Here is a 23,361-nt window from a genome sequence, read left to right on the forward strand (position 1 = left end):
CTAGTCCGCGACGTGGACGACGACCTTGCCGCGGCGCTTGCTGGTCTCCAGCGCCTCGTAGCCCAGGCGTGTCTCGGCGAGCGACAGCACCCGGTCCACCACCGGCCGCAGCCGTCCGTCGTCGACGAGCTCGGCGATGGACCGCAGCGCGTCCCGGTCGGGCTCGACGATGAAGTACGCCCCGCGTACGCCGTGCCGGGCCGCCTCCTCCTGGTCGGGCGGGGCGGCGACGCTGACCAGGATCCCGCCCGGCTTCAGCACCGACCAGGAGCGCGACTGCGTCGATCCGCCGACGAGGTCGATGACGATGTCCACGTCGCGGACGTGGTCCTCGAACCGGTCGCCCGCGTAGTCGATCACCTGCTCGGCGCCCAGGTCCCTGACGAAATCCAGGTCGCCGGCCGCCGCGGTGGCGATCACGCGGCCGCCGAGGCTCGCCGCCAGCTGCACCACGTAGATCCCGACGCCGCCGGCGCCGCCCTGCACCAGCACGCGCTGGCCGGCCTGGAGACCGGCGTGCGTCACCAGCGCCTGCCAGGCGGTCAGCGCGGCCAGCGGGATGGCCGCGGTGTCGTCGTGGTCGACGGTGGCCGGTTTGGCCGCCACGACGTCGGCGGGCACCGTCACGTACTCGGCGGCGGCGCCGTCCCGCACGAATGGGATCAGACCGTAGACCGCCTCGCCGACGCCGGGGCTCGCCACGTCCGTCCCGACCGCACCGACGACGCCGGAGAACTCGTGCGACGGGATGATCGGGATCCGCTCGGGCCCCGACCCGTCGAGGGCGGTGGTCCAGGTCGCCGGCCAGGTCAGCTCGTGCGGTGTCATCGAGGCCGCCTTCACGGCCACCAGCACCTCATCGGGGCCGGGTTCGGGCCGCGGCGCCTCCTCGTACGAGAGCTGTTCCGGTCCACCCCTGGCGTGGGCTCGCACGGCCCGCATCGTGCTCATCCGGGGACCACTCCTTCCGACCCGCATTGTCCGGTCGGCGGCGTATTCCCGCGCCGACGTCGGCTATCCCCGCATGCCGCCGGCGATCGGGTCGGCAGGCGCGTCGCGGCGGCATGGTCGGGGCGGGAACGGGAATCGGAGGAACGGCAGTCGGATCCGACGCGGGGGAGGTGCGGTGACCGATCCACGCACTGGTTCGCTCGGCGCGGACCCGCCGACCCCGGCAGGTCACGACCCGCCGGCCGGTGGGTTCGCCGTCGTGGAGCTGTTCACGTCCCAGGGCTGTTCGAGCTGCCCGCCGGCCGAGGAGGTGCTGAGCGAGATCGAGCGCGACGCCCGCACACACGGACGGCCGGTCTACGCTCTCGGATTCCACGTCGACTACTGGGACTACCTGGGCTGGCCCGACCCGTTCGGCGACGGGGCGTACTCGGCGCGGCAGGAGGCGTACGCGCGGGCCTTCGGCTCCGGGCGGTTGTACACGCCGCAGATGATCGTCAACGGGGCGGTGGAGTTCATCGGCTCCGACCGTCGTCGGGCGGCGGACGTCATCGCGTCCGCCCTCGCCGGGCCCGCCGGCACACCGGTGACGCTGTCGGTCGAGGCCGCGGACGGCGGGCGCCGGGTGGTGGTGGAGTACCAGGCCGGGCGGCTGCCGGAGCCGGCGACACTCAACCTGGCGGTCGTGGAACGGGACCTGGCGACCGACGTCGCGGCGGGTGAGAACGCCGGGCGGACGCTGCGGCAGGACAACGTGGTGCGGGCGTTCACGTCAACCGCACTGGCCGCCGAGCGCGGGCGGGTCGAGCTGGCGGCACCGCGGGATCTGGATGTGCGGCGGGCCGCGGTGGTCGGCTACGTGCAGAGCGAGCGGGACAAGGCCGTCGTCGGGGCCGTGGCCGTCGACCTGGCCGGGTGACCCGTCGCGGCGTGGCTGGGTGGGTGCTGACCAGGTAGTTTGTGGCGAGTGCCAATCACTTCCGGGGTCGACGGTCCCACCGACGCGGATCTGGTGCGGGCGGCTCAGGCCGGCGACGTCGGCGCCCTCGGGCTGCTGATCGCGCGACACCGCGCCGCCATGCTCGCGGTCGCGATCAGTCTGCTGGGTCACGGCTCCGACGCGGAGGACGCGGTGCAGGACGCCACGGTGGTGGCGTTGCGCCGGGTCGGTGACGTGCGGGACCCGGACGCGGTGGGCCCGTGGCTGCGGGCGGTGGTCCGTAACGCCTGTCGGACGCGCGCGCGGGCCCGCGTCCCGGTGCCGCTCGACGAGGCGGTCGCGGCGGCGCTGCCGTCGGCCGAGCCGGACCCGGCCGAGCTGGTGGACCGGCACGCCGCGCGGGACTGGATCTGGCACGCGTTGGAGCAGCTGTCGCCGCCGCTGCGGCTGGTGCTCGTGCTGCGGTACTTCACCGATGTCACCGCCTACCAGGACATCGCCGACGCCTGCGGGGTGCCGGTCGGCACGGTGCGCAGCCGGCTCGCCGAGGCCCGGAGCCGGCTGGCCCGGGCCGTGCTGGCGACGGCGGACGCCGTTCACGACGACGCGGCGGCGTTGACGACGGCACGCCGGCGGCAGGCGGAGGAGACGCTGTCGGCCGCGCGTCGCGGCAGGCTGCGGGAGGCCTTCGACGAGGCGTACTGGTCGCCGACGGTGGAGTCGTTCTGGCCACGGGCGCCCCGGGCGGTGGGGCGGGACCGGATCCGGCGGGCGTTGGCGGGCGACATCGAGGCCGGGGTGTATCACCGTCTGACCAACGTGGTGGCGGGCCGGGACCTCAGCGTCTGGGAGTTCGAGCTGGTCAATCCGTCCGACGATCCCTTCCACTGCCCGCCGGCGGCGGCCTGGATCCACCACGTACGGGACGGCCGGGTGCAGCGGTGCCGCCTCTTCCACGCCCGCCGCCCGTCCCGGCCCGCCGAGTTGACGGCGTGACCGGGGCCACGGCCTCGGCGCCGAACCTCCACCCCGCCCACCGCGTCCTGTCGACGTGACCATGACGAACACGGAGCTGACCGACGCCCTGACCGAGGCGGCCGAGGCGGAGTTCATGCACGCGTATCTCACGGGCGCGCCCGCCGCGGCCCGTGAGCGGCTCGGGATCGCCGCCGCCCGGATCGGCGGGGGCGTGGTCGTGTCGATGCGCGACGACCCGGTCAACTACTGGAGCAAGGCGCTCGGGTTCGGCTTCACCGAGCCGGTGACCCGCGAGCTGGTGGGCGAGATCGTGGCGTTCTACCGGGCGGAGGGCACCCGGGAGGCCGTCCTCCAGATCGCGCCGTCGGCCCTACCCGCCGACTGGGACGACATTCGCGCCGCGTACGGGATCGAGCCGACGACCCGCTGGGTCAAGCTGGCGGCCCCGATCGGGCAGGTCCGGCCCGCGGGCGGCACCCGGCTGCGGGTCGGCCCGGTGGGCGCGAGCGACGCGGCGGAGTGGGCGGAGGTGGTGCTGCGTGGCTTCGGCATGCCGACCGAGGGCGGGCTCGCCGACATGTTGGCGGCCAGCGTCGACGATCCGCGGTGCCACCCGTACGGCGTCTGGGACGGGCCGGACCTGGTGGCCGGCGCAAACCTGTTCGTGCACGGCCCGACGGGTGCGCTCAACGCCGGTGCGACGCTGCCCAGCCACCGCCGGCTGGGGGCGCAGTCGGCGCTGATCGCGGCGCGCGCCGAGGCGGCGCGGGCGGCGGGTTGCCGCTGGCTGGTCGCGGAGACCGGGAAGCCGGCGGACGGTGCCGTCAACCAGTCGCTGGTCAACCTGGAGCGTGCCGGGCTGAGTGTCCGGTACGCACGGCAGAACTGGCGTTGGCGGGCCGAGGCGGATCCGGCGGCCTGAGCACCGGCACAGCGGTGGCCGTCTCGCCCGATGCATAACGGTTGCGCTATTTCTCCTTTTCGCCCCGCCACCCGTGGTCGGCCGCGCTCGTTGCAGTGTCCGTAGGTCGGTACGGGCCGGAGTCGGCTCGTGCCACGGTGGAGGGGGCACAGCTGAACCGGATCGCAGGAATGATCATCGCCGCGGGCGGCGGCCGCCGGATCGGCGGTCCGGAGGCGCTGCTGCACCAGGGGGAGAAGCCCCTGGTCAACCGGATGATCGACACGCTGACCGAGGCGGGGTGCGCGCGGATCGTGGTGGTGCTCGGCGCCGCCGCCGACCAGGTACGGGAGACGGCCGACCTCACGGCCGCGACCGTCGTGGTCAACCGGGCGTGGGGGACCGGCGTCGGATCCTCCATCCGCGCCGGGCTGGCCGCCATCGACGACGAGGCGATCGAGGCGGTGGTGGTGGTCCCGGTGGACATGCCCGGGCTGACCGCCGCCGCCGTAAGCCGGGTCGCCGCCCTGCCGTACCCGGACGTGCTGGTCTGCGCCACCTACGACGGGCTGCGCGGCTACCCGATGCTCTTCGGCCGCCGGCACTGGGCCGGCATCGCGACCCTGGCCAGCGCCGACGTCGGCGCGCGCCCGTACCTGCTGGCGCACAAGGACCAGATCGTCGACATCGCCTGCGACCGGGTGGCCGACGGCAGCCGGATCGACTCACCGGAGCTGATGGCGCTCTACGGGCTGACCGTCCCACCGCAGCGCGTCGGTGTCTGACCCTAGGGGCTCTCGGCGAGCAGGCTGCGGACCGGGGCGCACGCGCGGCACGGCCAGACCCGCACGGTGCCGTCGTCGTGGGTCGAGACGAGCCGCTCGCCGTCCGGGCTGAAGTCGACCGTCTCCACCGACGCGCCGAAACCGGTGAAGGTCACCGACCGCGCCGCCTCCGAGGCGCGCCACAGCCGAGCGGTGCCGTCCTTCCCGGAGCTGAGGACCCACTGCCCGTCCGGGCTGAACGACACGTGCCACACGGGACCCTCGTGGCCGCGCAGCACCACCGGGGCCGCGTCGCGGGTCAGCGAGTGGATCTGCACGGTGCCGTCGAAGCCGCTGCTGGCCACCTTCCGCCCGTCCGGGCTGAACGCCACGGCCCACACCAGCCCCTCGTGGCCCGGCAGCAGCCGGGGTGCGGCGTCGCCGAGGGCGTCCCAGATCTGCAGGGTGCCGTGCGCCCCGGCGGTGGCGACCGTCGTGCCGTCCGGGCTGAAGGCGGCGTACCGGATCTCCTCGGCGGCCCGGTGGACGACCGGTTCCCCGCCGCCCGTGACGTCCCAGATCCGCAAGCTCTTGTCGTTGCTGACGCTGGCCAGGTAGCGACCGTCGGGGCTGAAGTCGGCGATCCAGGCCTGCTTCTCGTGGCCGCGGAACACCATCGGCTCCCGTTCGCCGGCCAGGTCCCAGACCCGCACCGTGCCGTCCTTGCCGCCGCTGGCGACGCGCGTGCCGTCGGGGCTGACCGTGAGCCCGTAGATGTCGCCGTCGTGGCGGCCCACCACCCGGGGCTCGGCCCGGCCGGTGAGGTCCCAGACCCGGACCGCACCGTCCTCACCGCCGCTGACCAGCCGCTGACCGTCGGGGGTGAACGCGGCCGACCAGACCGCCCCGCCGTGGCCGCGCAGCGTCTGACGGTCGCTGCCGGGGTCCCAGACCCGAACGGTCCCGTCGTCGGCCGCGCTGACCAGTCGGGAGCCGTCCGGACTGAACGCCACCGCCCAGACCCGGTTGGTGTGCCCACGCAGCACCAGCGGGTCGCCGCCGCCCCGGGCGCTCCACACCCGTACGGTCAGGTCGTCACTGGTGGTCGCGAACCACTGCTCGTCCGGGCTCAACGCGAGGCCCTCCACCGTGCCCTCGTGCCCGCGCAGCACCACCGGCGCCGCCCGCCCGGCCAGCGGCCACACCCAGGCCGTGCCGTCGGAGCTGGAGCAGGCCAGCCGGGTGCCGTCCGCGCTGAACACCAGCGTGCGGGTGGCGTCGCTCGGCCCGGTGAGGACCCGGCTGGTGGAACGCGCGGCCAGATCCCACAGCCGTACGGTCGTGTCGTGGCCGCTGCTGGCCAGCTGGCGTCCGTCGGGGCTGAAGGCCACCCCGACCGCGGGTCGGGTGTGCCCGCGCAGCACCAGCGGTTCGCCGACACCTCGGGCGTCCCAGACACGCACGGTGGTGTCCTCGCCGGCGCTGGCGACGAGCCGGCCGTCCGGACTGAACGCGACCCCCCACACGGGACCCTGGTGCCCCCGCAGGACGGTGGGCGGACCGGTCTGCCCGACCCGCCAGATCCGGACGGTGCCGTCCGATCCGGCGGTGGCCAGTCGTGTCCCGTCCGGGCTGAACACCGGACTCCAGACCTGCCCCGTGGGGCCACCGTCGAGCACCACGCCGGGGCCGGCGGCATCCTGACCGGTCCACGTCCAGATCCGCACCTCGCCGTCGGCCCCGGTGGCCGCCAACTGCGTGCCGTCCGCGCTGAACACGACGCCCAACGCCTCGCCGTTGGCCATCGGCAGCACCGACCGCAGCCGGTCGTCGACGACGGCCTGGCGCAGCACCATCTCCGCGTCCAGGGTCGGGCGGGTGGTCAACGCCCTGGTCGCCAGACGCTGCGCCTGCCGCGGATCGATCTGGAGTTGGTTGCCGGCCTCCACCGTCAGCTGTCGGGACACCGCGAGGTCCCGTTCGGCGCCCGCCCGGTCCGCCTGGACCAGCGCCACCGCCGCCAGGACGCTGACCACGACAACGGTCGCCGCCAGCGCGGCCAGCGCGACGGTGGTCCGCCGTCTGCCGGCCCGCCGCTCCCGGGCGTCCCGCGCGCGGCTGGCCGCCAGGAAGACCCGTTCGAGGTCGTTGAGGTCCATCGCCTGGCGGGCTTCCCAGAGTGCCAGCTGGACCCCCCGGTACAGGAACCCGTCGGCGCGGTCGTGCCGATCCCACTCGGCCGCGGCCTCGGTCAGCCTGCGGTGCGCGCGCAGCAGCTCGCGATCCTCGGTCAGCCAGCGACGCAGCCGGGGCCACTCCTGGATGAGGGCCTCGTGGGCCACCGTGAAGCCGTGCTCGTCGGCCGTCACCAGCCGCGCGGCCGTCAACCTGGCGAGCGCCTCGGCGCCGGCCGTCGGGTCGGCGCCGCCGACCAGCTCGGCGAGCGGCGCGCGCCGCCGGGTGTCCTCCGTGCCGTCCCCGAGGGCGGTCAGGCGTAGGAAGATCTCCCGGGTCTGTCTCCGCTGTCCCTCACTGAGCTGCGCGTACACCCGCTCGGCGGTGCGGGCGATCGCACCGTTGACGCCGCCCGCCTCGCGGTACCGGGCCAGCGTCAACCGCTTGTCCTGCCGCAGCCGCCAGGTCTCCAGCAGCGCGTGGGACAGCAGCGGCAGAGCGCCGACCTGACCGCCGGCCTCGGCCACGGCCACCTCCACCAGCGCCGGGTCGACCAGGAGGCCGGCGCGCTCGGCCGGGCCGGTGATCGTGCGCCGCAGGTCGTCGTCGTCCATCGGGCCGACCAACACCTGGTGGTCGTGGAGGGCGGCCACCAGGGCCGGGTACGCCGCGCACTGGCCGTAGAAGTCGGCCCGTACGCCCAACACCACGCGTGCCCTGGGCGCCTCCGCCGCGGCGAGCAGCGCGGCGACGAACGTCGACCGCTCCCTCTCGTCCCGGCAGAGGGTGAACACCTCCTCGAACTGGTCCACCACAATGAGCAGGTTCGCGGTCGGAGGGCGGTCGGCGAGCATCCGCTCCACCGTCGAGCGGATGCTCGACGGGTCCTCGGCCAACGCCTGCCGGAGCGCCTCAGGCTCCTGGCCCTGCTCCCTCGCCAGCCGCACCGCGAGCGCGTCGGCGGGACGATCGCCCGGGGTCATCAGCAGGGTGGCCCAGTCCCGGCCGCCCGCGAGGGAACCGTCGGCGACCGCGGCCAGCAGGCCCGCCCGCAGCAGGGACGACTTGCCGGCGCCGGAGGGGGCGAAGACCGTGACGAAGCGGAGCCGGGTGAGCATGTCGCAGAGCTGGGAGACCAGCCGTTCGCGGCCGAAGAACCATTCCGCGTCCGCCTGCTGGAAGGCGGCCATTCCTCGGTACGGCCCACGGTCGTCGCTGACCTGTGCCTTCTCGGCGGAGGCCAGCTCCGCGACCAGGGCGTGCCACCGAGCGGTCCACTCATCCCGGTCGCCGTCGCACGCGGCCACGTAGGCCAGGGTCACCTGGAGGCTCGGTACGACCTCTCCGCTGGCTGCCTTGGACAGCGTGGTCACCGAGAAGTGTGCGCGTCGGGCCAGTTGGCGGTAGGTCAGGCCGGCCGTCGCCCGCAGTCGGCGCAGGTCGAGCGCGAACTGCTGGAGGGCGCCCGCCTCCGGATCAAGCGGTCGCTCGGGTCTCCCCATGTCGGCCCCCGGTTGGAGAGTTGTTTGTCATCCGCCGGAAGCGATTGGCTAACAATCCGCGGGTGACTATACCTAGATGCCGTGGGCATCGACTGTCGGTGTCGGGTCGCGGCCAGGGTGTGACTGCAGTGTGGGTTCGATCGGGGGCCTGGCCGCGCTGGTCGGCGGCACCGACGGGAGCCGAGCGGGAAACGTGACGCCCACCGGACGCGCGGCTCCGGGGTGGGGTGCCGAGGCGCCGGTGGCGGTGGCGATCCCGGCCGGTCGCTCACGTGGCCCCGGGTGACGCGAGTCCACCCGGGGCCCGGATCCACGCGATCGCGGACGGCCGTCGCGCCGGGCCGCCCCGCGCCGCCGACCCGATCCGGTTCAGCTCCGCCGGTCAAGGAAGGCGAGCGTGACCGCGGCGAACAGCGGCGAATCCGCGAGGTTGTAGTGGGTGAGCCCGGGCAGGATCGCCAGCGCGTGACCGCCCTTCGGCCGGCTCTCGCCCGCCCAGCCGCCGTCGCGCAGCCCACCGTCGAGCAGCTTGAAGACCTCGACGAAGTGGCTCGGCGGCGCCATGTCCGCGTCGGCCGCGACGATCAGCGTCGGCACCTGCAGACCGCGGACCTCCTCGGTGTAGTCGTAGTCCTTCTCCATCGCCGTCCCGATCTTGTCCAGCAGCCGCGGAAAGTCCTCGGGGCGCGGCGCCACCCGCTGGTACAGCTCGTACATGGGGGTGTCCTTCATGAACTCGGCGGCCGCCGCGCTCACCTGGGCCTGCTGGGCGAGCATCTCGGCGTAGATGGCGTCGCGGCGGATCTGCGCCGACGCCGAGACCACGCGGTCCACCAGGTGCGGGTGCCGGATCGCCACCTGCAACGCGACCCCGCCGCCGAGGGAGAAGCCGACGACGTCCGGCTTGCGCAGGCCGATGTGCTCGATCAGCGCGGCGATGTCGTCGGCCATCAGCGTCACGTCCAGCGGGCGGTCGATGTCGGCCGTCCGACCGTGACCCTGCAGGTCGACCAGGACGACCTGGTGGTGCGCGGCCAGCGTGGGCAGGATCGCCCCGAACATTTCGCCCGAGCCGAGCCCGCCGTGCAGCAGGACCAGGGGACGCCCGGCGCCGTGCGTCTCGTAGTACAGGTTGATGCCGTTGACGTCGGCGTACCGGCCCTTGCCGAAGATCGCGCTGGGGGTCATGGTGTGCTCCTCATGCTCTCGGTCGTGCTGACACCGGTACTGACCGGCCGGACCCGGAGAACTCATCGCACCGGCGGGCGGAAATCTTCGCGGGCCGGGACGGTGGCCCGCCGCCATGTCACCGTCGCCTCGGCGGGCCCGCTTGGACTACCTTGGTGCAGGTGAGTGACCTGGCGACAGACGCACCCATCGAGTCGCAGCTGGAGGCGTACCGGTCGGAGCTGACCGGCTACTGCTACCGCATGCTGGGCTCGGTCTTCGAGGCCGAGGACGCCGTGCAGGACACCTTCGTGCGAGCCTGGCGCGGCTTCGACCGCTTCGAAGGGCGCTCGGCGCTGCGGTCCTGGCTCTACCGGATCGCGACGAACGTATGCCTGACCATGCTCGCCAGCGCGCAGCGGCGGGTTCTGCCGATGGACCTCGGCCCGGCCGGGTCCGGCGACGCCACCGGCCCGGGTGAGCCGCGCCCCGACGAGATCTGGGTGGGCCCCGCGCCGGACGGTCGGCTGCTGCCGGAGCGCAGCGACCCCGCCGAGGTCGTGGCCAGCCGTGAATCCGTACGCCTGGCGTTCGTCGCGGCGCTGCAACACCTGCCGCCCCGGCAGCGCGCCGTGCTGATCCTGCGTGAGGTGCTGGCCTGGTCGGCCCAGGAGGTCGCCGACCTGCTCGACACGTCGGTGGCGAGCGTCAACAGCGCCCTTCAGCGGGCCCGCGCGACCCTCGCCGCCGCCGACACGACCGCCGACGTCTACAAGCCGATGGACGACGAGCAGAAGGCGCTGCTCGCGCGCTACGTGCAGGCCTTCGAGGCGTACGACCTGCGGGCGCTCACGACGCTGCTGCACGAGGACGTGACCCTGTCGATGCCGCCGGTGCCGCTGTGGCTGCGCGGCCACGAGGACATCGTCGCCTGGATGACCGGCACGGGCAGCGGTTGCCGCGGGTCCCGGCTGCTGCCGGTGGTCGCCAACGGCATGCCGGCGTTCGGCCAGTACCGGGTCAGCCTCACCGGTTCCGGACACGAGCCGTGGGCGCTGATCGTGTTGGGGCTCTCAGCGGGGCGGATCGGGTCGATCACCAGCTTCCTCGACACCGACCGCCTGTTCCCGGCGTTCGGGCTGCCGGCCCGCCTCGGGTAACGCCTCGCTCAGGCCGAGCAGCCCGACGAGCAGCCGCAGATCGGGGTCGACGCCGGCGACGACCAGCCGCCAGCCGTGCCGACGCGCGGTCACGGCCAGCCGGGCCAGGGCCTCGACCGTCACCACGTCGCGCCGGGAGGCGCCGGTGACGTGGCAGGTGACGATTCCGGGCGGCCGGCCGCGCAGCAGCCCGGCGAGGTCGGCGCACAGGCCGGGAAGGTCGGCCCGGGTCACCGTCGGGCCGACGGGGAACGCGATCGTAGGGTCCGCCACCTGGATAGGACCGTGCGGAGCCGGGAAACTCATCGCACCGCGCACCGATAAGTTCCCGCCGACCCGGCGGTCGAACCGGCATGACGATTCGACACAACCTGCGGACCACCGGCCCCGTCCTGCTGCCCGGCGACCCGGGCTACGACGATCACCGCAAGCCTCTCAACCCGGCGCTCGACCCGCGGCCCGCCGTCGTGGTCCGGGCCGCCGACACCTCCGACGTACGCCAGGCGGTGCTGGCCGCCCGCCGTCACGCGCTGCCGCTGGCCGTGCAGGCCACCGGGCACGGCACCCACGTGGCGCACGACGGCGCGCTGCTGCTGCACACCGGCGCGATGACCGCTGTCCTGATCGATCCGGACCGCCGGATCGCCCGCGTCGGTCCGGGTGCCCGGTGGGGTGACGTGCTCGCCGCGGCCGCGCCGTTCGGGCTGGCGGCGCTGTCCGGCTCGTCGCCCGACGTCGGCGTGACCGGCTACACGCTCGGCGGCGGCCTGGGCTGGCTGGCCCGTCGGCACGGCCTCGCCGCCGACAGCGTGCTGCGCGCCCAGGTCGTCACCGCCGACGGCACGGTCACCACGGCGAGCGCCGACCGCGACGCGGACCTGTTCTGGGCGTTGTGCGGCGGCGGAGGCTCCTTCGGCGTGGTCACCGCACTCGAGTTCCGCCTCTACCCGGTCTCCCGGGTGCTCGCGGGCGCGGTCACCTTCGGCCGGGAACGGGCCGCCGAGACGATCGCCTTCTACCGGCGGTGGATCGAGCGGGTGCCCGATGCGCTGAGCACCGCGCTGCTGCTCACCCGCGACGGCTCACTCGTGGTCAAAGCCATGTACGCCGGTGACCCCGACCAGGGACGAGCCCTGCTCGCGCCGCTGTGGGCGGTCGCGGGACCGGTCGTCGCCGACGGCATGCGGGTCGTCGACTACGCGCGGGCCGCGATGGGTGGCACCTTCGCGCGCACCTTCGACCAGGTCCGCACCCTCGACGACGACCTCGTGGCGGCGCTGGTGGCCGAGCCGGACGCCACCGTCGAGATCCGTCACTGGGGTGGCCGCATCGCCCGCGACACCGGGGCCGCCGCGCACCGCGACGCCCCGCTGTCGGTCATCGTCGACACGGTCCCGTCGGACCGCACGGCGGCGGCGCTGACCCGCGCCGGCCTCGGCAGCAGCTTCCTCAACTTCCTGTCCGACCCGTCCCGGACCGCGTCGGCGTTCACGGTGGGCAACTGGGCGGCGTTGCGCCGGATCAAGGCGACCCACGACCCGGAGAACGTCTTCGGCGCCGGCCTCGCCGTCCCGCCGGCTGACACTGTCGGATGTCCGGTGGCGACCGCCGCCACCGCCTGACGCTCGTGCTGGCGTCGCAACCCCACGAGCCGGAACCGTTGCGATAGCGTCGACGCGCGATCCGACCGGACGCGTCGGGGGCACGGGGGAGCAGCACGGTGGGAGCGATCGCTCGACACGTCGCCGGGGCGCTGGGCGCCTGGTTGGTGTTCACGTTGCAGGGGCTGCTGGGCTACCTTGCCCTGCTCGCGTACGCCCTGGTCACGGACACCGACGCCGGCGGGCCGCTCGCCGGACCGCTGCTGGTCCTGCTCGCCGCCGTGCTGGGTGTCGTCGTGGTGCCGTTGCTGGTGGTCCCCGCGGTCCTGCTCGGGGAGGCGATCCGGCGGCGCCGCGGACGCTTCCTCGGCGCGCTCGTCGGTGGCGCGACCGCGATGCTCCTCGCCGCGCTCGTCGCGGTGTCGGTGGCGCTGGTGACCGTCTCGCCGACCGCCACCGTCCTGGTCGGTGTGATCGCCGCGCTGGCCATGGTGGCCCCGGTGGCGGTGTATCCGGCGGTGGCCGCGGCCACCCGGGTGCTGTCCAGCCGGCTGGCGCGGCGGCTCGACCCGGTCTTCGGCGGCGGGACCACCCCAGCGCCCTGACGTCCGTGTCGACGCCGGGGCCGAAGAACAGTCGGGTCCGCGCTTGCCCCCGGTGCCGGCGTCGGGAGAATCCTGGACCGTGTCGGATGATCACCAGCGGGGCGACGAGGACGTGATCGTCGTCGAGAGCTACGTCGCCGCGTGCCCCAGACGAGTGCCGCTACCTGCCGTTCGCCCATTCCTGCGGGGTGGGCGGGGAGCTGTGGCCGGACGACTTCTGGGGCTCGCTGCCTGGCTGGTCGAGCCAGCGGGGGGCGGGCAGCGAGGAGTTCGGGCGCACGTCGACGGGGCCATCGCCCGGTTCGCCGAGCTGCTCGGTCCACCGGAGTGTGACGTCCGGGCCGAGGGCCGGCACCTCGCCGTCGGTCGGTACTCGTGGCGGTACGCCGCCTGGCGACGTGGCGGCAACATCCTCGTGATCGGTCCGGCCCTGGACGCCTTCTCCTATGCCCAGGACGAGGAGGCTGTCGTCTACATCGGCGAGTTCGCCGAGGACCGGCCGTTCCCGGACGCCGCGGACTTCCTCGACCTCCTGCACGTCTGATCGGCGCCGAGCCGTCCGCGACCGGCCTCAGTGCGAGGTCGCCGACCGGACGGCGTAGTGGTGCATCGTGACGCCCTGCGGGAACGATCGCTGCTCGATCAGATCGAGCGCGATCGGCCTGTCCCAGTCGTCGAACAGCGGGCGGCCGGAGCCCAGGATAGCCGGGTGGGTGAAGAGCAGCAGTTCGTCGAGGAGCCCCGCCCGGAGCAACTGGGTGGCGAGCGTCGCGCCACCCACCCCGAGGGTGCCCTCGGTGTCGGCCCTGAGGGCGGCCAACTGCTCGACCGCGTCGTCCCCGCCGATGATCCGCGTGCGGTGGTCGGCGCTGCGGCGGGTGCGGGAGACGAGCACCTTGGGCGTGGAGGTCCAGATCTCGCCGTACTCACGCATGAAGTCCGGCAGCGACGCGTCCTCGCGTGCCCGCGGCCAGTACTCCTCCATCGTCTCGTAGATGACCCGGCCCTGGACCATGCCCGCGAGGGTTCGCGCTCGGGCGTTGAACTCCCGGTGCAGCTCCTCGCCGATGCGCAGCCACTCGCCGCCGCCGTTGTCCCCGGGGACCTGTTCGATCCGCAGGTCCAGGGACACGTTCATCCAGTACAGGAAGCGGCCCATCGTCCCCTCCTCCAGTGGTGGCGATCCGCGAGGACTACCGCCGGACTCCGCCTCGGCTCGACAGCGGGCTTCATACCGACCCTAGGCCGCCCGCCGGCGTCAGCGCGTCGGCGGCACACGATCGTGCGGCGATGCCGTGTCGGGAAAGGTCTCGCGCAGCGCCGCGTCGAGCGACCGGCCGGTCGTGGGTTCGATGAACAGCTCGGCCAGCAGGAGGTCGGCGAGGTGGGTGAGGTTCACGCCCGACTCCTTGCGACCGAGGGCCTGCACCGCGCCGCCGGCTCGGAGAGCGGCTCGTGCGGCGCCGGCCGGCAGGCGACCGACGCGGCGTCCCCGGCCGACGGCCTCGGCGATGCGGGCGACCATGTCGTGCCACGTCAGGTTCTCGTCCGCCACCGGGATGTCCGCGCCGCTGGCCTGGTCGAGGGCGTCGACCGTGACCTCGGCGACGCTGCGCGCGGAGGCCGCGGCGGACCCGCCCACGGGGACGAGCAGGGGTGTGCGGGACCGCGCCCACCGGTCGAGCGGACCGGCCCAGTTCGGCAGCCGGTCGCCGACCCGCCCGAAGACGAACGGCAACTCCAGCACGGCGACCGGCAGGTCCGGGCCGGCGGCCGCCCGTGCCTCCCGCGCCTGTTCCACCCGGCACCGGATGTACGTGTGTCGTTCCGGGAGCCGCCACTGTGGACGCAGTCGGTCGAAGTAGGTGTAGTAGGAGCCCATGACGACCCCGCGGCGGAGACCCTCCTGGCGGGCCGCGGTGAACAGTCGCGCCACCGGCGCGACGATGTCCCGGTGGAACGCCGGGTAGATCGGCTTGGGCAGCGGCCGCTGCTCGTCGGTGCGGGCGGCGTATACGACGCCGTCGCAGCCGCGGAGCAGCGGCCGCAGGTCGTCGACCGAGGCGGACTCGACGTCGAGCACGTGGTCGACGCCCGCGCGGGCGGTGCGGGCCACGATGGTCACCCCGTGACCCCGCTCGCGTAGCACGTCCACGACATGGGCGCCGATCAGACCGCTTCCACCCACCACCAGGATTCGCACGCCCCATCGTCCACAACGGACCCGAGGGCTTGTCAAGACATCAGCGGTGTGGACTGTGCCGTTGTCAGCTTCGTGCCGGTCCGGTCAGTGCACGAGGATCGGGGTCAGGTCGTCCGCCGGGCCGCCAGCCTCGTCCGCTGGCACGCTGCCGCCCTGCGGGCGTACGCGTACCAAGGTGAGCGCGACGAGCGCGGCGACGACCAGGATGCCGACGGCCCACCAGACGGCAGTGGCGTAGCCGTGCACGATCGCCTGGCTGTTCGTTGCGGGCCCGTTGGCGTGGTCGAGGAGCCAGCCCGCGGTGGCGCTGGCCGCGACGGTGTTGAGCAGGGCGGTGCCGATCGAGGCGCCGATCTGCTGCGACGTGTTGATCATCGCGGAGGCGATGCCGGCGTCGTGTGCGCGCAGCCCGTGGGTGGCCAGACTCAACGCCGGCAGGAACGCGGTGCCGGTGCCGAGGCCGAGTAGGACCTGGCTGGGCAGGAGCAGGGCCGCGTAGGAACTGTCCACCGTCATCCGGGTGAGCATGAGCAGGCCGATCGCCGAGATCAGGAAGCTCGCGGCCATGAGCGCCCGGGGCGAGACGCGGTGGCTGAGCCGGGCGCCGATCAGGGTCGGGCCGATGATCATTGCGATGATGAGCGGCAGGAAGCCGAGCCCGGTGCGGACCGGGGACCAGGCCTGGACCACCTGTAGGTAGTAGGTCAGGAAGAGGAACAGGCCGAACATGCCGACCATGGAGAGCCCGGTCGAGAGGTAGACGCCGGCTCGGGTGCGGTCGGTCAACACCCGCAGGGGCAGCAGCGGGTTGGGCACTCTCGTCTCGACCAACACGAACGCGAGCAGCAGGGCGGCGGACGCGAGGAACGAGCCGAGAGTCCAGCCGGCGCCCCAACCGTCCGACTCGGCGCGGGTGAAGCCGTAGACGAGGGCGATGAGGCCGGTGGTGGCGAGCGCGACACCGGGGATGTCCAGCCGGTCGCGGCGGCGGACACCGACGGCGTCGCGAACGGTGGGGATCGCACCGGTCGCGGCCGCGAGGGCGAACGGGACGTTGATGAACAGCGCCCAACGCCAGTCCAGGTACTCGGTGAGGACGCCCCCGAGGATCAGTCCGACCCCGCCGCCCGCCGCGGCGATCGCCCCGAACACGCCGTACGCGCGGGCCCGTTCCTTCGCCTCGGTGAAGGTCACCGAGAGCAGCGCCAACGCGGCCGGGGCGAGGAGCGCGGCGAACACCCCCTGGAGGGCGCGGGCGGCCAGCAGCGTGCCGGTGTTGGTGGCTACGCCGCCGAGTGCCGACGCGGCCGCGAAACCGAGCAGTCCGAGCAGGAAGATCCGCTTGCGGCCGACGATGTCCGCGAGCCGGCCGCCGAAGAGCAGGAGGCCGCCGAACGCGAGCGTGTACGCGGTGATCACCCATTGCCGGTTGCCGTCGGAGAAGCCCAGCTCGTGCTGTGCCGACGGGAGCGCGATGTTCACCACCGTCGCGTCCAGAGCGACCATCAGTTGAGCCAGTGAGATGAAGATCAGGGCCAACCAGCGGCGCGGGTTGGCCTGGACCGGGTGGGACATGTGTTGCACCTGTACCTGTTCTGCTGAAAACGAATCGGGTGGATGGGTGGTAATGGACGCGGAAAGTCAGAGCGCGATGGCGATGCCGACCCTGCGGTCACGCCGTCCGAACAGCAGGTCGAAGCCGAACACCAATCGGGAGATGGGGTAGCGGCGCGACATGAGCCGGCGTACCCGGGCGGTCTCGGCCCGGTCCAGCAGCCGCGCCCGCCCCGGTACGGTCGGCGCCCCGACGGCGATCCGACCGCTCATGTCGCACGGCGTCACCGTCACCTCGGCGTTGTTGCGGATCCGTTTGACCTTTCCGCTGTCGCGCTGGGTCAACACGAACAGCTCGTCGCCGTCCGCGACGAGGCCGACCGGGGTGGGTACCGGTCGTCCGTCCCTGCGGTAGGTGGTGACGGTGGCGTACCGGGCGCGGGCGATCTCGGTGGGCACGCTCACGCCGGCCGCTCCGCGGGTCGCCGGTCCAGCCAGGACGCCGCGCCGATGGCGAGCGCCCCGAGTGCCTCCCAGGCGGCCGCGTTGAGGAAGGCCCGGGGCGCGCGTCCGGTGGCGGCGAGCCCGGCCAGGCCGCCCGCCATGAGCAGCCGTCGGGCCATCACGTACGCGGGAAAGCCCGGCCAGCCCTTCGCGGCTCCCACCAGGTAGGCCCCGCCCTCGCCGATCGCGGCGAAGGAGCTGCTGCCGAGGACGGCGGACGTCTGGTCACCGGGTCCTCGCCGGGTCGGGTTCTCGAACCCCGACAGGCGCAGTTGGCGTTCGGGACTCACCACGCCCAGGCCGCCGAGCGCGCCGCCGAGCGCGCCCAGTGTGGTCAGCGTCCAGAAGGTTGCTCTTCCGTTTCCTGCTCTCATCTGTCTTTCTCCTGTCGTTTCGACGTGCTCGGTCGGTTACGGGCGTGCGGCCAGGGCCGGGAAGTCGACGCCGGTCAGCTCCTGCGACATCGACCAGAGGCGGGCCGCCAGGTCCCGGTCCGTGTCCACCTCGGGCGGCGTGCCGAGCACGGGGACGCCGATCCCTCGACGTCGGGGGCTGTAGTACTGCCCGCCTTCGGCCCCGGGATCGACGGCGGCGCGCACCGCCACCCACGCGGCCCGGTGCTTGCCCTGCGCCAACGGCGACAGCAGCCGAGCGGAGAACCGGGCGAGGGGCGAGGGTTGGTTGACGCCGGGTCGTCGTGGGCTGGCCCCGTCCAGGCCGAGGCCGGGGTGCACCACGATCGACCGGACGTCGACGTCGGCGTGGCGCAGGCGGCGGTCGAGTTCGAGGCCGAACATCTGCACCGCGTGCTTCGACCGGACGTACGCCTGCCGGGGCGTGTAGGACCGCTCGCTGAGCAGGTCGTCGAGGTCGAACCCGGTCCGTCTGGTCATGATGCTGCCCACCGGCACGATCCGGCTGCCCGGCGTCGCGGCCAGGACCGGCAGGGTCAGCGCGGTGAGGGCGACGTGCCCGAGGTGGTTGGTGCCCACGGTCAGTTCGAGGCCCTGCCGGGTGGTCGCGCGCCGCGCCGGTGCGTTCACGCCGGCGTTGTGGATCAGCGCGTCGAGGCGGTCCAGCCGGGTCAGGGCTGCCGCGGCCGACGCCACCGACTCCAGGTCGGCCAGGTCCAGCGGGATCGTGGTGACGTCGGCGGTCGGGACGTGGTGACGGATCGCCGTCACTGCCGCGCCCATCCGGTCGGGGTTGCGGCCGAGGATCACCAGATGTGCACCAGCGGCGGCGAGCTGTTCGGCGATGAAGTATCCGATTCCGGCGTTGCCGCCGGTAACGGCATACGTCCGGCCGGTCAGGTCGGGCAGGACCTCCGGGTTCCAGGCCAAGACTTCCTCCAGCAAAACGGTAGTGGCATCTCCGTTTTGAACGGTAGCGCTAAAGTGGTGATGTCGCCACCACTTCGACACCGGAGGTGCCAGTCATGCGGGCTCCCCGCCGCGACCAGCTCCGTAACCGGCAGCGGCTGGTCACCGCCGCCCGTGAGGCGTTCGCCGAGCACGGCCCGGAGGTCGCACTCGAGGAGATCGCGCGTCGGGCCGGCGTCGGGACCACCACGCTCTACCGGCACTTTCCCGAGAAGGAGGGCCTGATCGAGGCGGTCCTCGACGACCTCGCCGCGGCGGTGCGGCACAATGCCGAGCTCGCGATGGGGCACGAGGACCCGGTTGGGGTGTTCCGGGCGGTCTTCACCCAAAGCTGCGACATGTCGGAGCAGGAGGTGGCGACCTTCGCGCGGCTGGCGGGTGCGGGCGACCGGGCCGACGATCATGCCCAGCGCCTCATCACGTCCGTGGTTGGCCCGGCCACGGACCGACTGCGTGCCGCCGGCCGCCTCCGAGCCGGCATCACCGCCGAGGACATCGCGACCTTCGTCCGCATGACCCTCACGGCCGACAGTGACGAGGCGCGCAGCAAGGCGATCCAGGTCATGCTCGACGGCCTCGTCGTTGAGGGTGGCGCCTCCGAGATGGGCTGAGGCCGCGGTTCTCCCGGTAGAATCGGGGCGATCGTTCCGCTTGGGAAGCGTGGCGGAACGCACGCCCGATTGTTAGGAGGAGCGGTGACGCAGGCATCTCGGCCGCTGCGCGCGGACGCGGCCCGAAATCGGGCGCGGGTGTTGCGGGTCGCCTACGAGACTTTCGCCGCGGAGGGTGCGGGCGTCCCCATCGACGAGATCGCCCGTCGCGCCGGCGTGGGTGCGGGCACGGTGTACCGGCACTTCCCGACCAAGGACTCGCTGCTCCGGGCGATCGTGGCCGACCGGATGCGCCAGGTCATCGAGCGGGCCCGCGCCGAGGCGGAGGCTGACCCGGGGGAGGGTCTCTACGCCTTTCTGTTTCTCATGGCCGAGCAGGGTGTGAGTGATCTCGGGTTTACGGATGCCCTCGCGGGGACCGGCTTCGACCTGGCGGCGGCTCTACCGGATGCCGAGCGCGAGTTCATGGGGGTGGTGGCCGACATCCTCGCTCAGGCCCAGCGGGCCGGAGCGGTCCGGTCCGACCTACGGGCAGCCGACGTCAAGACCCTGGTCGTCGGATTGCAGGCGATGCGGCGGTTCCGGGGTGACGACGGGCTGATGCGCCGTATGTACGACGTGGTCCGGGCCGGCCTGGCGGCGCCCGGCTCTTCCCCGGCCGGGACTGGATCGAACGACGAGGAGTAGTGGCCCAGTGACCCGGATCTCCTGATCGCGCCTGACCTCACCCTGGTAAACGGGGCGCTCGTTCCGCTAATCTCAAAACGGAACGTGCGCCCCGCTTTTGTGTCGCGTCGCTGGGGACGACCTGCCGAGCGTCGGAGGTGTCCGTCAGGACCGGGCGTGCGTCGGGCCAGGACACACACCAGAGGAGTGAAGATGACGTCGTCGAACACGCCACAGGCAACGTCGGAGACAGCGAGTCGGCCGGACCGGATTCGCGTCGAGCGGGTGACGTTTGCCTCGTCGGACGAGTCGCTCGTGGGCGACCTCTATCTGCCGGCCGCCGCGTCAGACGGGCCTCGTCCAGCAGTGGTCGTCACGGGCGCCTGGGGGACGGTCAAGGAGCAGATGGCCGCCGGCTACGCCCGCGAGATGTCCGCGCGTGGCTTCATCGCCCTGGCGTTCGACTTCCGAGGCTGGGGTCAGAGCGGCGGACGGCGACGGTCGATGGAGGACCCCTTCGCCAAGGCGGCCGACATCGTTGCCGCCGCCGACTTCCTCGCCACGCGCTCCGATGTCGACCCGGACGCGATCGTCGGTCTCGGCATCTGCGCCAGCGCCGCCTACCTGGCCACCGCCGCGACCCGGACCGCGCGTATCACCTCGCTCGCGCTCGTCGCTCCGGCCCTGCCGAGCCGGGAGACGGTCGTGGAGACGCTTGGCGGCCAGCAGGCGGCCGAGGCGCTGCTGGACATGGCACAGGCGGCCGAAGCCGAGTACGAGCGAACCGGTCACGAACGCCTGGTCCCCTGCGTGCCGGAATCGGCGGATGCTCCCGCGCCAGGCGCGGACTACTACACCAACCCGAACCGGGGGATGATCCCGGAGTGGGACAACACCTTCAACCTCGCCTCGTGGACGCGGTGGCTGGAGTACGACGCCCAGGCGGCCGTCGATGGCCTTCGACAACCGCTCTTCGTCATGCACAGCGACGCGGCGGCGAGCCCCGAGAGCGTTCGTGAGTTCGTCGCGAAGGTCCCGGGCCGGGTTGATCAGATCTGGCTCGACGACGTCTCCCAGTTCGACTTCTACGACCAGCCCGGGCTGGTGAAAGTGGCCTCGGACGCCGCCGCCCGCCACTTTCTGAGCACAACGCGGTAGCGGCGTGACCGGACGGGCGGGGCGACCCGACCAGGGTCACCCGCGCCGTCCCGTCCACCGGTGTCCCGCTACGGCGCCGGGGCGCCGCTGACGATCAGTTCCACCCGTCTGTTCTCCGCCCGGTTGGCCGCGGTGCTGTTGGGGAGCAGCGGAGCGGCCTCGCCGTACCCGCGGACGCTCAGCCGGTCGACGGGCACGTACCGCTGGGCCAGGAAGTCCCGCACGGCCGTGGCGCGCTCCCGGCTGAGGGCGAAATTCGACGCCACCGATCCGGTGGAGTCGGTGTGGCCCTCGATGCGCAGCCGGACGCTCGGGTTTGCGGTGAGGATCTTCGCCACGGTGCGGAGGGTCGCCTCGGACTCGGCGGTGAGCGAGGTGGTGCCGGTGGCGAAGGTGAGCCGGGGCAGTCGGCCCAACTGAGGGCCGACGTCGGGGACCTCCATCCGGTCGACCACCGTGGCGCCGGTGCCCCGCGCGGCCGTCAGCACCGCGTTGCGGTCGACCTCCGAGCCGACCGCGCCGGTGAGGGTGAGGGTGCCGCCGCCGAGTTCCATCCGTACGCCGTCGATGTGTCCACCGAGAGCGTGCAGGACGGCGGGCAGACCGGGCAGCGCCGCGTCGGTGACGCGGGCGTCGACGGTGAGCCCGTTCTCGACGATGCCGACGCCGATGGCGGTGGCCGCGTCGACCAGCGCCGCCCGGGAAGCCTCTGTGGGCACGGTGCCGGTGATCGACGCCCGGCCGTCGCGCACGGACCACCGCACCGAGGGCGTCTCGGTCGCCGTCGCGGGCGGCACCTCGGCCTCGGCCGCCCGTACGCCCTCCAGGTCCCGGACGATGCCGAGCGCCCGCTCGGCGTCGGCGGAGGTGGCGGCCGTCAGGGTGCCGTCGCGGCCGGTGAAGGCGACCCGGACGTCGGACAGGCCGGCTGACCGCAGGGCGTGCTGGGAGCGCTGGGTCAGGTCCGCCTCCATGCGGTGCCGGTTGGGGAACTGCTGCACCGTGGCGAGGAGGACGAGCCCGAGCACGGCCACGATCAGCGCCACCAGCGGCCGGAGCTTCGCCTTGTCGACTGGCGTGCGGCTCACAGGACGGCCTCCGTGTCCCGACCCGCCACCAGGCGCGCGGTGAGCTCGGCGAAGCCGACCTCGTCGCCGTCGGCGAGTAGTTGGGCCTGTCGACCCCAGGTGACCAGGCTGGGCGCGAAGGTCAGTCCGGCCGCCTCGATGGCAGTGCGACGCGTGGTGTTGTCGGTGGCCGCGAGCTGGGCGAAGGTGCGGATCCCGGCGTCCCGGAGCGCGGCGGCCATCTTCGGGCCGATGCCCTCGATGCGCTCCAACTCGTCGTTCCGGCCGACGGGTGGCTGCGTGGACCGGAGCGCGATCTCGGTGACCGGTTCGGCGCCGAGGGCGGGACGCCGGTCGCCCTCGCTCCCCGGGGCCGCCTGCGCTGCTGCGGTCGGCGCGGGTGGTGCCGTCCGGTTGCCCCAGACGAGCCAACCGACGAGCAGCCCGAGAAGGAACGCTGCCAGGATGATGAGGAGCGACTGGTTGATGAACCAGGCCACGGTGAGGCCTCCAAGGTGAACGGAAACGTTGATGCGTCGCCCGACTCGATGGCGGGCCAGGAGGTGATCCGACCGATTCCGATGCGGCTCCGGCGCGCGCGGGCACGCGATCCCCAGCTCTGGGGCGCGGCTATCCTATGTGGACGGTTGTGCCGTTGCCGGTCCGGGCCTGTCGCGCTTTGATCACGGCTGTGCCTCCAGCACGGTGATCCATTCGCCCGTACGCGGGCGGTAGCCGTGCCGGTCGGCCAGGCCGCGTACGATCGCCGGCACGTGGCCCGCGCCGTAGACGACCGCCACGTCGATCGGCTCCGCCGAGCGCGTCCGGATCAGCTCGCCCAGCGCCGCCAGCACCCGCTCGTCCCGGTCACCGCCGAACGTGCGCTCGGCCTGCTCGGTGAGCTCGCTGTCGGCGTACCTCTCGTCCCGGCCGGTGGGCAGGTCGTTCAGCTCGACCTCGGGTGAGAGCAGGCGTCGGGTGCCCTCGAAGAACTGCGCGACGGCCACGAACGGGAGGGCGCACCACATGAGCAGCCGGTAGCGCAGGGGCATGGCCCGCCAACTTCGGGCGAACTCCGCCGCCGTCACGTCCGGGGTGATCAGCTCCACGCCGAGGGAGCGGTAGGGGATGCTGTCGACGACCAGCCCGGAACGCTTGTTGGCCGGCATCACCCGGTAGGTGAGAGTGAGGGCCCAGCCGAGGACCGAGCGTCCGCTGACGCCCTCGACGACGAGCACGTCACAGCGCCGGAGTCGGTCCGTCACCGCCGCGTAGAACTGCGGGCTCGCCACGTGCAGCATCGGGAAGACGACGATCTGCAGGCGGCTGCCGGGGCGGCGCAGGCGGATGACGGCGGAGCGGGTGCCGATGATGCTGTGCTCGATGATCTGCATGGCTGCCCACCCGGTGTGTCGGGGCCCCGAGAGCCTCACGGTAGGTCCGGGCGGCAAGCGATCCCGGTGGGCGGCGGA

24 protein-coding genes are annotated in these 23,361 nt (G+C 73.1%); 11 read left to right on the top strand and 13 right to left on the bottom strand.

The window, feature by feature from the left end; translation table 11 throughout:
• Positions 1-951: an NADP-dependent oxidoreductase gene (locus GA0070620_RS31795; RefSeq protein WP_197677494.1), complete on the bottom strand. Its 951-nt coding sequence runs from the start codon at positions 949-951 to the stop codon at positions 1-3.
• 175 nt (positions 952-1,126) lie between these two features.
• Between GA0070620_RS31795 and GA0070620_RS31800 the strand changes: the two genes are divergently transcribed.
• From GA0070620_RS31800 to GA0070620_RS31815, 4 genes are all read left to right on the top strand, one after another.
• Positions 1,127-1,870, top strand: coding sequence for a DUF1223 domain-containing protein (locus tag GA0070620_RS31800; RefSeq protein ID WP_157741742.1), 744 nt, complete (start codon positions 1,127-1,129; stop codon positions 1,868-1,870).
• Between the two features lie 48 nt (positions 1,871-1,918).
• On the top strand, positions 1,919-2,887 hold the full coding sequence (locus GA0070620_RS31805; RefSeq protein ID WP_091597371.1) for an RNA polymerase sigma factor: 969 nt from the start codon (positions 1,919-1,921) through the stop codon (positions 2,885-2,887).
• A 61-nt stretch (positions 2,888-2,948) separates the two neighbouring features.
• Positions 2,949-3,791: a GNAT family N-acetyltransferase gene (locus tag GA0070620_RS31810; protein ID WP_091597373.1), complete on the top strand. Its 843-nt coding sequence runs from the start codon at positions 2,949-2,951 to the stop codon at positions 3,789-3,791.
• A gap of 170 nt (positions 3,792-3,961) precedes the next feature.
• Positions 3,962-4,555 carry a nucleotidyltransferase family protein gene (locus tag GA0070620_RS31815; protein ID WP_091597375.1) on the top strand — a complete coding sequence of 198 codons (594 nt, stop codon included), beginning with the start codon at positions 3,962-3,964 and terminating at the stop codon, positions 4,553-4,555.
• A gap of 2 nt (positions 4,556-4,557) precedes the next feature.
• Here the strand turns inward: GA0070620_RS31815 and GA0070620_RS31820 are convergent, their stop codons facing one another.
• Positions 4,558-8,211, bottom strand: coding sequence for an nSTAND1 domain-containing NTPase (locus GA0070620_RS31820; protein ID WP_091597378.1), 3,654 nt, complete (start codon positions 8,209-8,211; stop codon positions 4,558-4,560).
• Between the two features lie 369 nt (positions 8,212-8,580).
• Entirely contained in the window at positions 8,581-9,399 is an 819-nt protein-coding gene (locus GA0070620_RS31825; RefSeq protein ID WP_091597381.1) for an alpha/beta fold hydrolase, read from the bottom strand.
• 161 nt (positions 9,400-9,560) lie between these two features.
• Between GA0070620_RS31825 and GA0070620_RS31830 the strand changes: the two genes are divergently transcribed.
• Entirely contained in the window at positions 9,561-10,538 is a 978-nt protein-coding gene (locus tag GA0070620_RS31830; RefSeq protein ID WP_091599748.1) for a sigma-70 family RNA polymerase sigma factor, read from the top strand.
• On the opposite strand, the gene GA0070620_RS31835 is transcribed toward GA0070620_RS31830, so the two are convergent.
• Entirely contained in the window at positions 10,452-10,811 is a 360-nt protein-coding gene (locus GA0070620_RS31835) for an STAS domain-containing protein (protein WP_197677496.1), read from the bottom strand. The genes GA0070620_RS31830 and GA0070620_RS31835 overlap by 87 nt on opposite strands.
• Positions 10,812-10,891: 80 nt before the next feature.
• Between GA0070620_RS31835 and GA0070620_RS31840 the strand changes: the two genes are divergently transcribed.
• The 3 genes from GA0070620_RS31840 (at position 10,892) to GA0070620_RS31850 (ending at position 13,288) form a co-directional block, all read left to right on the top strand.
• On the top strand, positions 10,892-12,160 hold the full coding sequence (locus GA0070620_RS31840) for an FAD-binding oxidoreductase (RefSeq protein WP_091597387.1): 1,269 nt from the start codon (positions 10,892-10,894) through the stop codon (positions 12,158-12,160).
• A gap of 98 nt (positions 12,161-12,258) precedes the next feature.
• Positions 12,259-12,744, top strand: coding sequence for a hypothetical protein (locus GA0070620_RS31845; RefSeq protein ID WP_091597390.1), 486 nt, complete (start codon positions 12,259-12,261; stop codon positions 12,742-12,744).
• Positions 12,745-12,946: 202 nt separating this feature from the next.
• Positions 12,947-13,288 carry a hypothetical protein gene (locus GA0070620_RS31850; RefSeq protein WP_091597393.1) on the top strand — a complete coding sequence of 114 codons (342 nt, stop codon included), beginning with the start codon at positions 12,947-12,949 and terminating at the stop codon, positions 13,286-13,288.
• 27 nt (positions 13,289-13,315) lie between these two features.
• Here GA0070620_RS31850 and GA0070620_RS31855 read toward each other — a convergent pair whose 3' ends face one another.
• The 6 genes from GA0070620_RS31855 to GA0070620_RS31880 form a co-directional block, all read right to left on the bottom strand.
• Positions 13,316-13,903 carry a dihydrofolate reductase family protein gene (locus tag GA0070620_RS31855; RefSeq protein WP_091597396.1) on the bottom strand — a complete coding sequence of 196 codons (588 nt, stop codon included), beginning with the start codon at positions 13,901-13,903 and terminating at the stop codon, positions 13,316-13,318.
• A 99-nt stretch (positions 13,904-14,002) separates the two neighbouring features.
• Entirely contained in the window at positions 14,003-14,947 is a 945-nt protein-coding gene (locus tag GA0070620_RS31860; RefSeq protein ID WP_091597399.1) for an NAD-dependent epimerase/dehydratase family protein, read from the bottom strand.
• Between the two features lie 84 nt (positions 14,948-15,031).
• Positions 15,032-16,522 carry an MFS transporter gene (locus GA0070620_RS31865; protein ID WP_091597402.1) on the bottom strand — a complete coding sequence of 497 codons (1,491 nt, stop codon included), beginning with the start codon at positions 16,520-16,522 and terminating at the stop codon, positions 15,032-15,034.
• Positions 16,523-16,588: 66 nt separating this feature from the next.
• Entirely contained in the window at positions 16,589-16,966 is a 378-nt protein-coding gene (locus GA0070620_RS31870) for a PPOX class F420-dependent oxidoreductase (protein ID WP_091597405.1), read from the bottom strand.
• Positions 16,963-17,379, bottom strand: coding sequence for a hypothetical protein (locus GA0070620_RS31875; protein WP_157741743.1), 417 nt, complete (start codon positions 17,377-17,379; stop codon positions 16,963-16,965). The genes GA0070620_RS31870 and GA0070620_RS31875 overlap by 4 nt, the downstream gene beginning before the upstream one ends.
• 36 nt (positions 17,380-17,415) lie before the next feature.
• A complete protein-coding gene (locus GA0070620_RS31880; protein WP_091597412.1) occupies positions 17,416-18,348 on the bottom strand; it encodes an SDR family NAD(P)-dependent oxidoreductase in 933 nt (310 codons plus the stop codon).
• Positions 18,349-18,443: 95 nt separating this feature from the next.
• Here GA0070620_RS31880 and GA0070620_RS31885 point away from each other — a divergent pair, with 95 nt between their 5' ends.
• The 3 genes from GA0070620_RS31885 to GA0070620_RS31895 all read left to right on the top strand — a co-directional run bounded on the left by GA0070620_RS31885 (position 18,444) and on the right by GA0070620_RS31895 (position 20,822).
• Complete coding sequence (locus GA0070620_RS31885; protein ID WP_091597415.1) at positions 18,444-18,998, top strand: TetR/AcrR family transcriptional regulator; 555 nt, start codon at positions 18,444-18,446, stop codon at positions 18,996-18,998.
• An 84-nt stretch (positions 18,999-19,082) separates the two neighbouring features.
• Positions 19,083-19,685 carry a TetR/AcrR family transcriptional regulator gene (locus tag GA0070620_RS31890; protein WP_091597418.1) on the top strand — a complete coding sequence of 201 codons (603 nt, stop codon included), beginning with the start codon at positions 19,083-19,085 and terminating at the stop codon, positions 19,683-19,685.
• A 192-nt stretch (positions 19,686-19,877) separates the two neighbouring features.
• A complete protein-coding gene (locus tag GA0070620_RS31895) occupies positions 19,878-20,822 on the top strand; it encodes an alpha/beta hydrolase (RefSeq protein ID WP_091597420.1) in 945 nt (314 codons plus the stop codon).
• Between the two features lie 68 nt (positions 20,823-20,890).
• Here the strand turns inward: GA0070620_RS31895 and GA0070620_RS31900 are convergent, their stop codons facing one another.
• The 3 genes from GA0070620_RS31900 to GA0070620_RS31910 form a co-directional block, all read right to left on the bottom strand.
• Positions 20,891-21,910, bottom strand: a complete 1,020-nt coding sequence (locus GA0070620_RS31900; protein WP_091597423.1) for an OmpA family protein — start codon at positions 21,908-21,910, stop codon at positions 20,891-20,893.
• Positions 21,907-22,389: a helix-hairpin-helix domain-containing protein gene (locus tag GA0070620_RS33885; protein WP_231922033.1), complete on the bottom strand. Its 483-nt coding sequence runs from the start codon at positions 22,387-22,389 to the stop codon at positions 21,907-21,909. The genes GA0070620_RS31900 and GA0070620_RS33885 overlap by 4 nt, the downstream gene beginning before the upstream one ends.
• Before the next feature lie 183 nt (positions 22,390-22,572).
• Entirely contained in the window at positions 22,573-23,283 is a 711-nt protein-coding gene (locus GA0070620_RS31910) for a hypothetical protein (RefSeq protein ID WP_091597425.1), read from the bottom strand.
• Between the last annotated feature and the right edge of the window lie 78 nt (positions 23,284-23,361).

Origin of the sequence: Micromonospora krabiensis, from assembly GCF_900091425.1 — a bacterium.
In the GTDB taxonomy this organism is placed as follows: domain Bacteria; phylum Actinomycetota; class Actinomycetes; order Mycobacteriales; family Micromonosporaceae; genus Micromonospora; species Micromonospora krabiensis.

Excerpts from the sequence above, each read along its gene's own strand:
- GA0070620_RS31795 (WP_197677494.1), bottom strand. The coding sequence starts at position 951 with ATGAGCACGATGCGGGCCGTGCGAGCCCACGCCAGGGGTGGACCGGAA.
- GA0070620_RS31810 (WP_091597373.1), top strand. The coding sequence starts at position 2,949 with ATGACGAACACGGAGCTGACCGACGCCCTGACCGAGGCGGCCGAGGCG.
- GA0070620_RS31815 (WP_091597375.1), top strand. The coding sequence starts at position 3,962 with ATGATCATCGCCGCGGGCGGCGGCCGCCGGATCGGCGGTCCGGAGGCG.
- GA0070620_RS31820 (WP_091597378.1), bottom strand. The coding sequence starts at position 8,211 with ATGGGGAGACCCGAGCGACCGCTTGATCCGGAGGCGGGCGCCCTCCAG.
- GA0070620_RS31825 (WP_091597381.1), bottom strand. The coding sequence starts at position 9,399 with ATGACCCCCAGCGCGATCTTCGGCAAGGGCCGGTACGCCGACGTCAAC.
- GA0070620_RS31840 (WP_091597387.1), top strand. The coding sequence starts at position 10,892 with ATGACGATTCGACACAACCTGCGGACCACCGGCCCCGTCCTGCTGCCC.
- GA0070620_RS31855 (WP_091597396.1), bottom strand. The coding sequence starts at position 13,903 with ATGGGCCGCTTCCTGTACTGGATGAACGTGTCCCTGGACCTGCGGATC.
- GA0070620_RS31865 (WP_091597402.1), bottom strand. The coding sequence starts at position 16,522 with ATGTCCCACCCGGTCCAGGCCAACCCGCGCCGCTGGTTGGCCCTGATC.
- GA0070620_RS31875 (WP_157741743.1), bottom strand. The coding sequence starts at position 17,379 with ATGAGAGCAGGAAACGGAAGAGCAACCTTCTGGACGCTGACCACACTG.
- GA0070620_RS31885 (WP_091597415.1), top strand. The coding sequence starts at position 18,444 with ATGCGGGCTCCCCGCCGCGACCAGCTCCGTAACCGGCAGCGGCTGGTC.
- GA0070620_RS31895 (WP_091597420.1), top strand. The coding sequence starts at position 19,878 with ATGACGTCGTCGAACACGCCACAGGCAACGTCGGAGACAGCGAGTCGG.
- GA0070620_RS31910 (WP_091597425.1), bottom strand. The coding sequence starts at position 23,283 with ATGCAGATCATCGAGCACAGCATCATCGGCACCCGCTCCGCCGTCATC.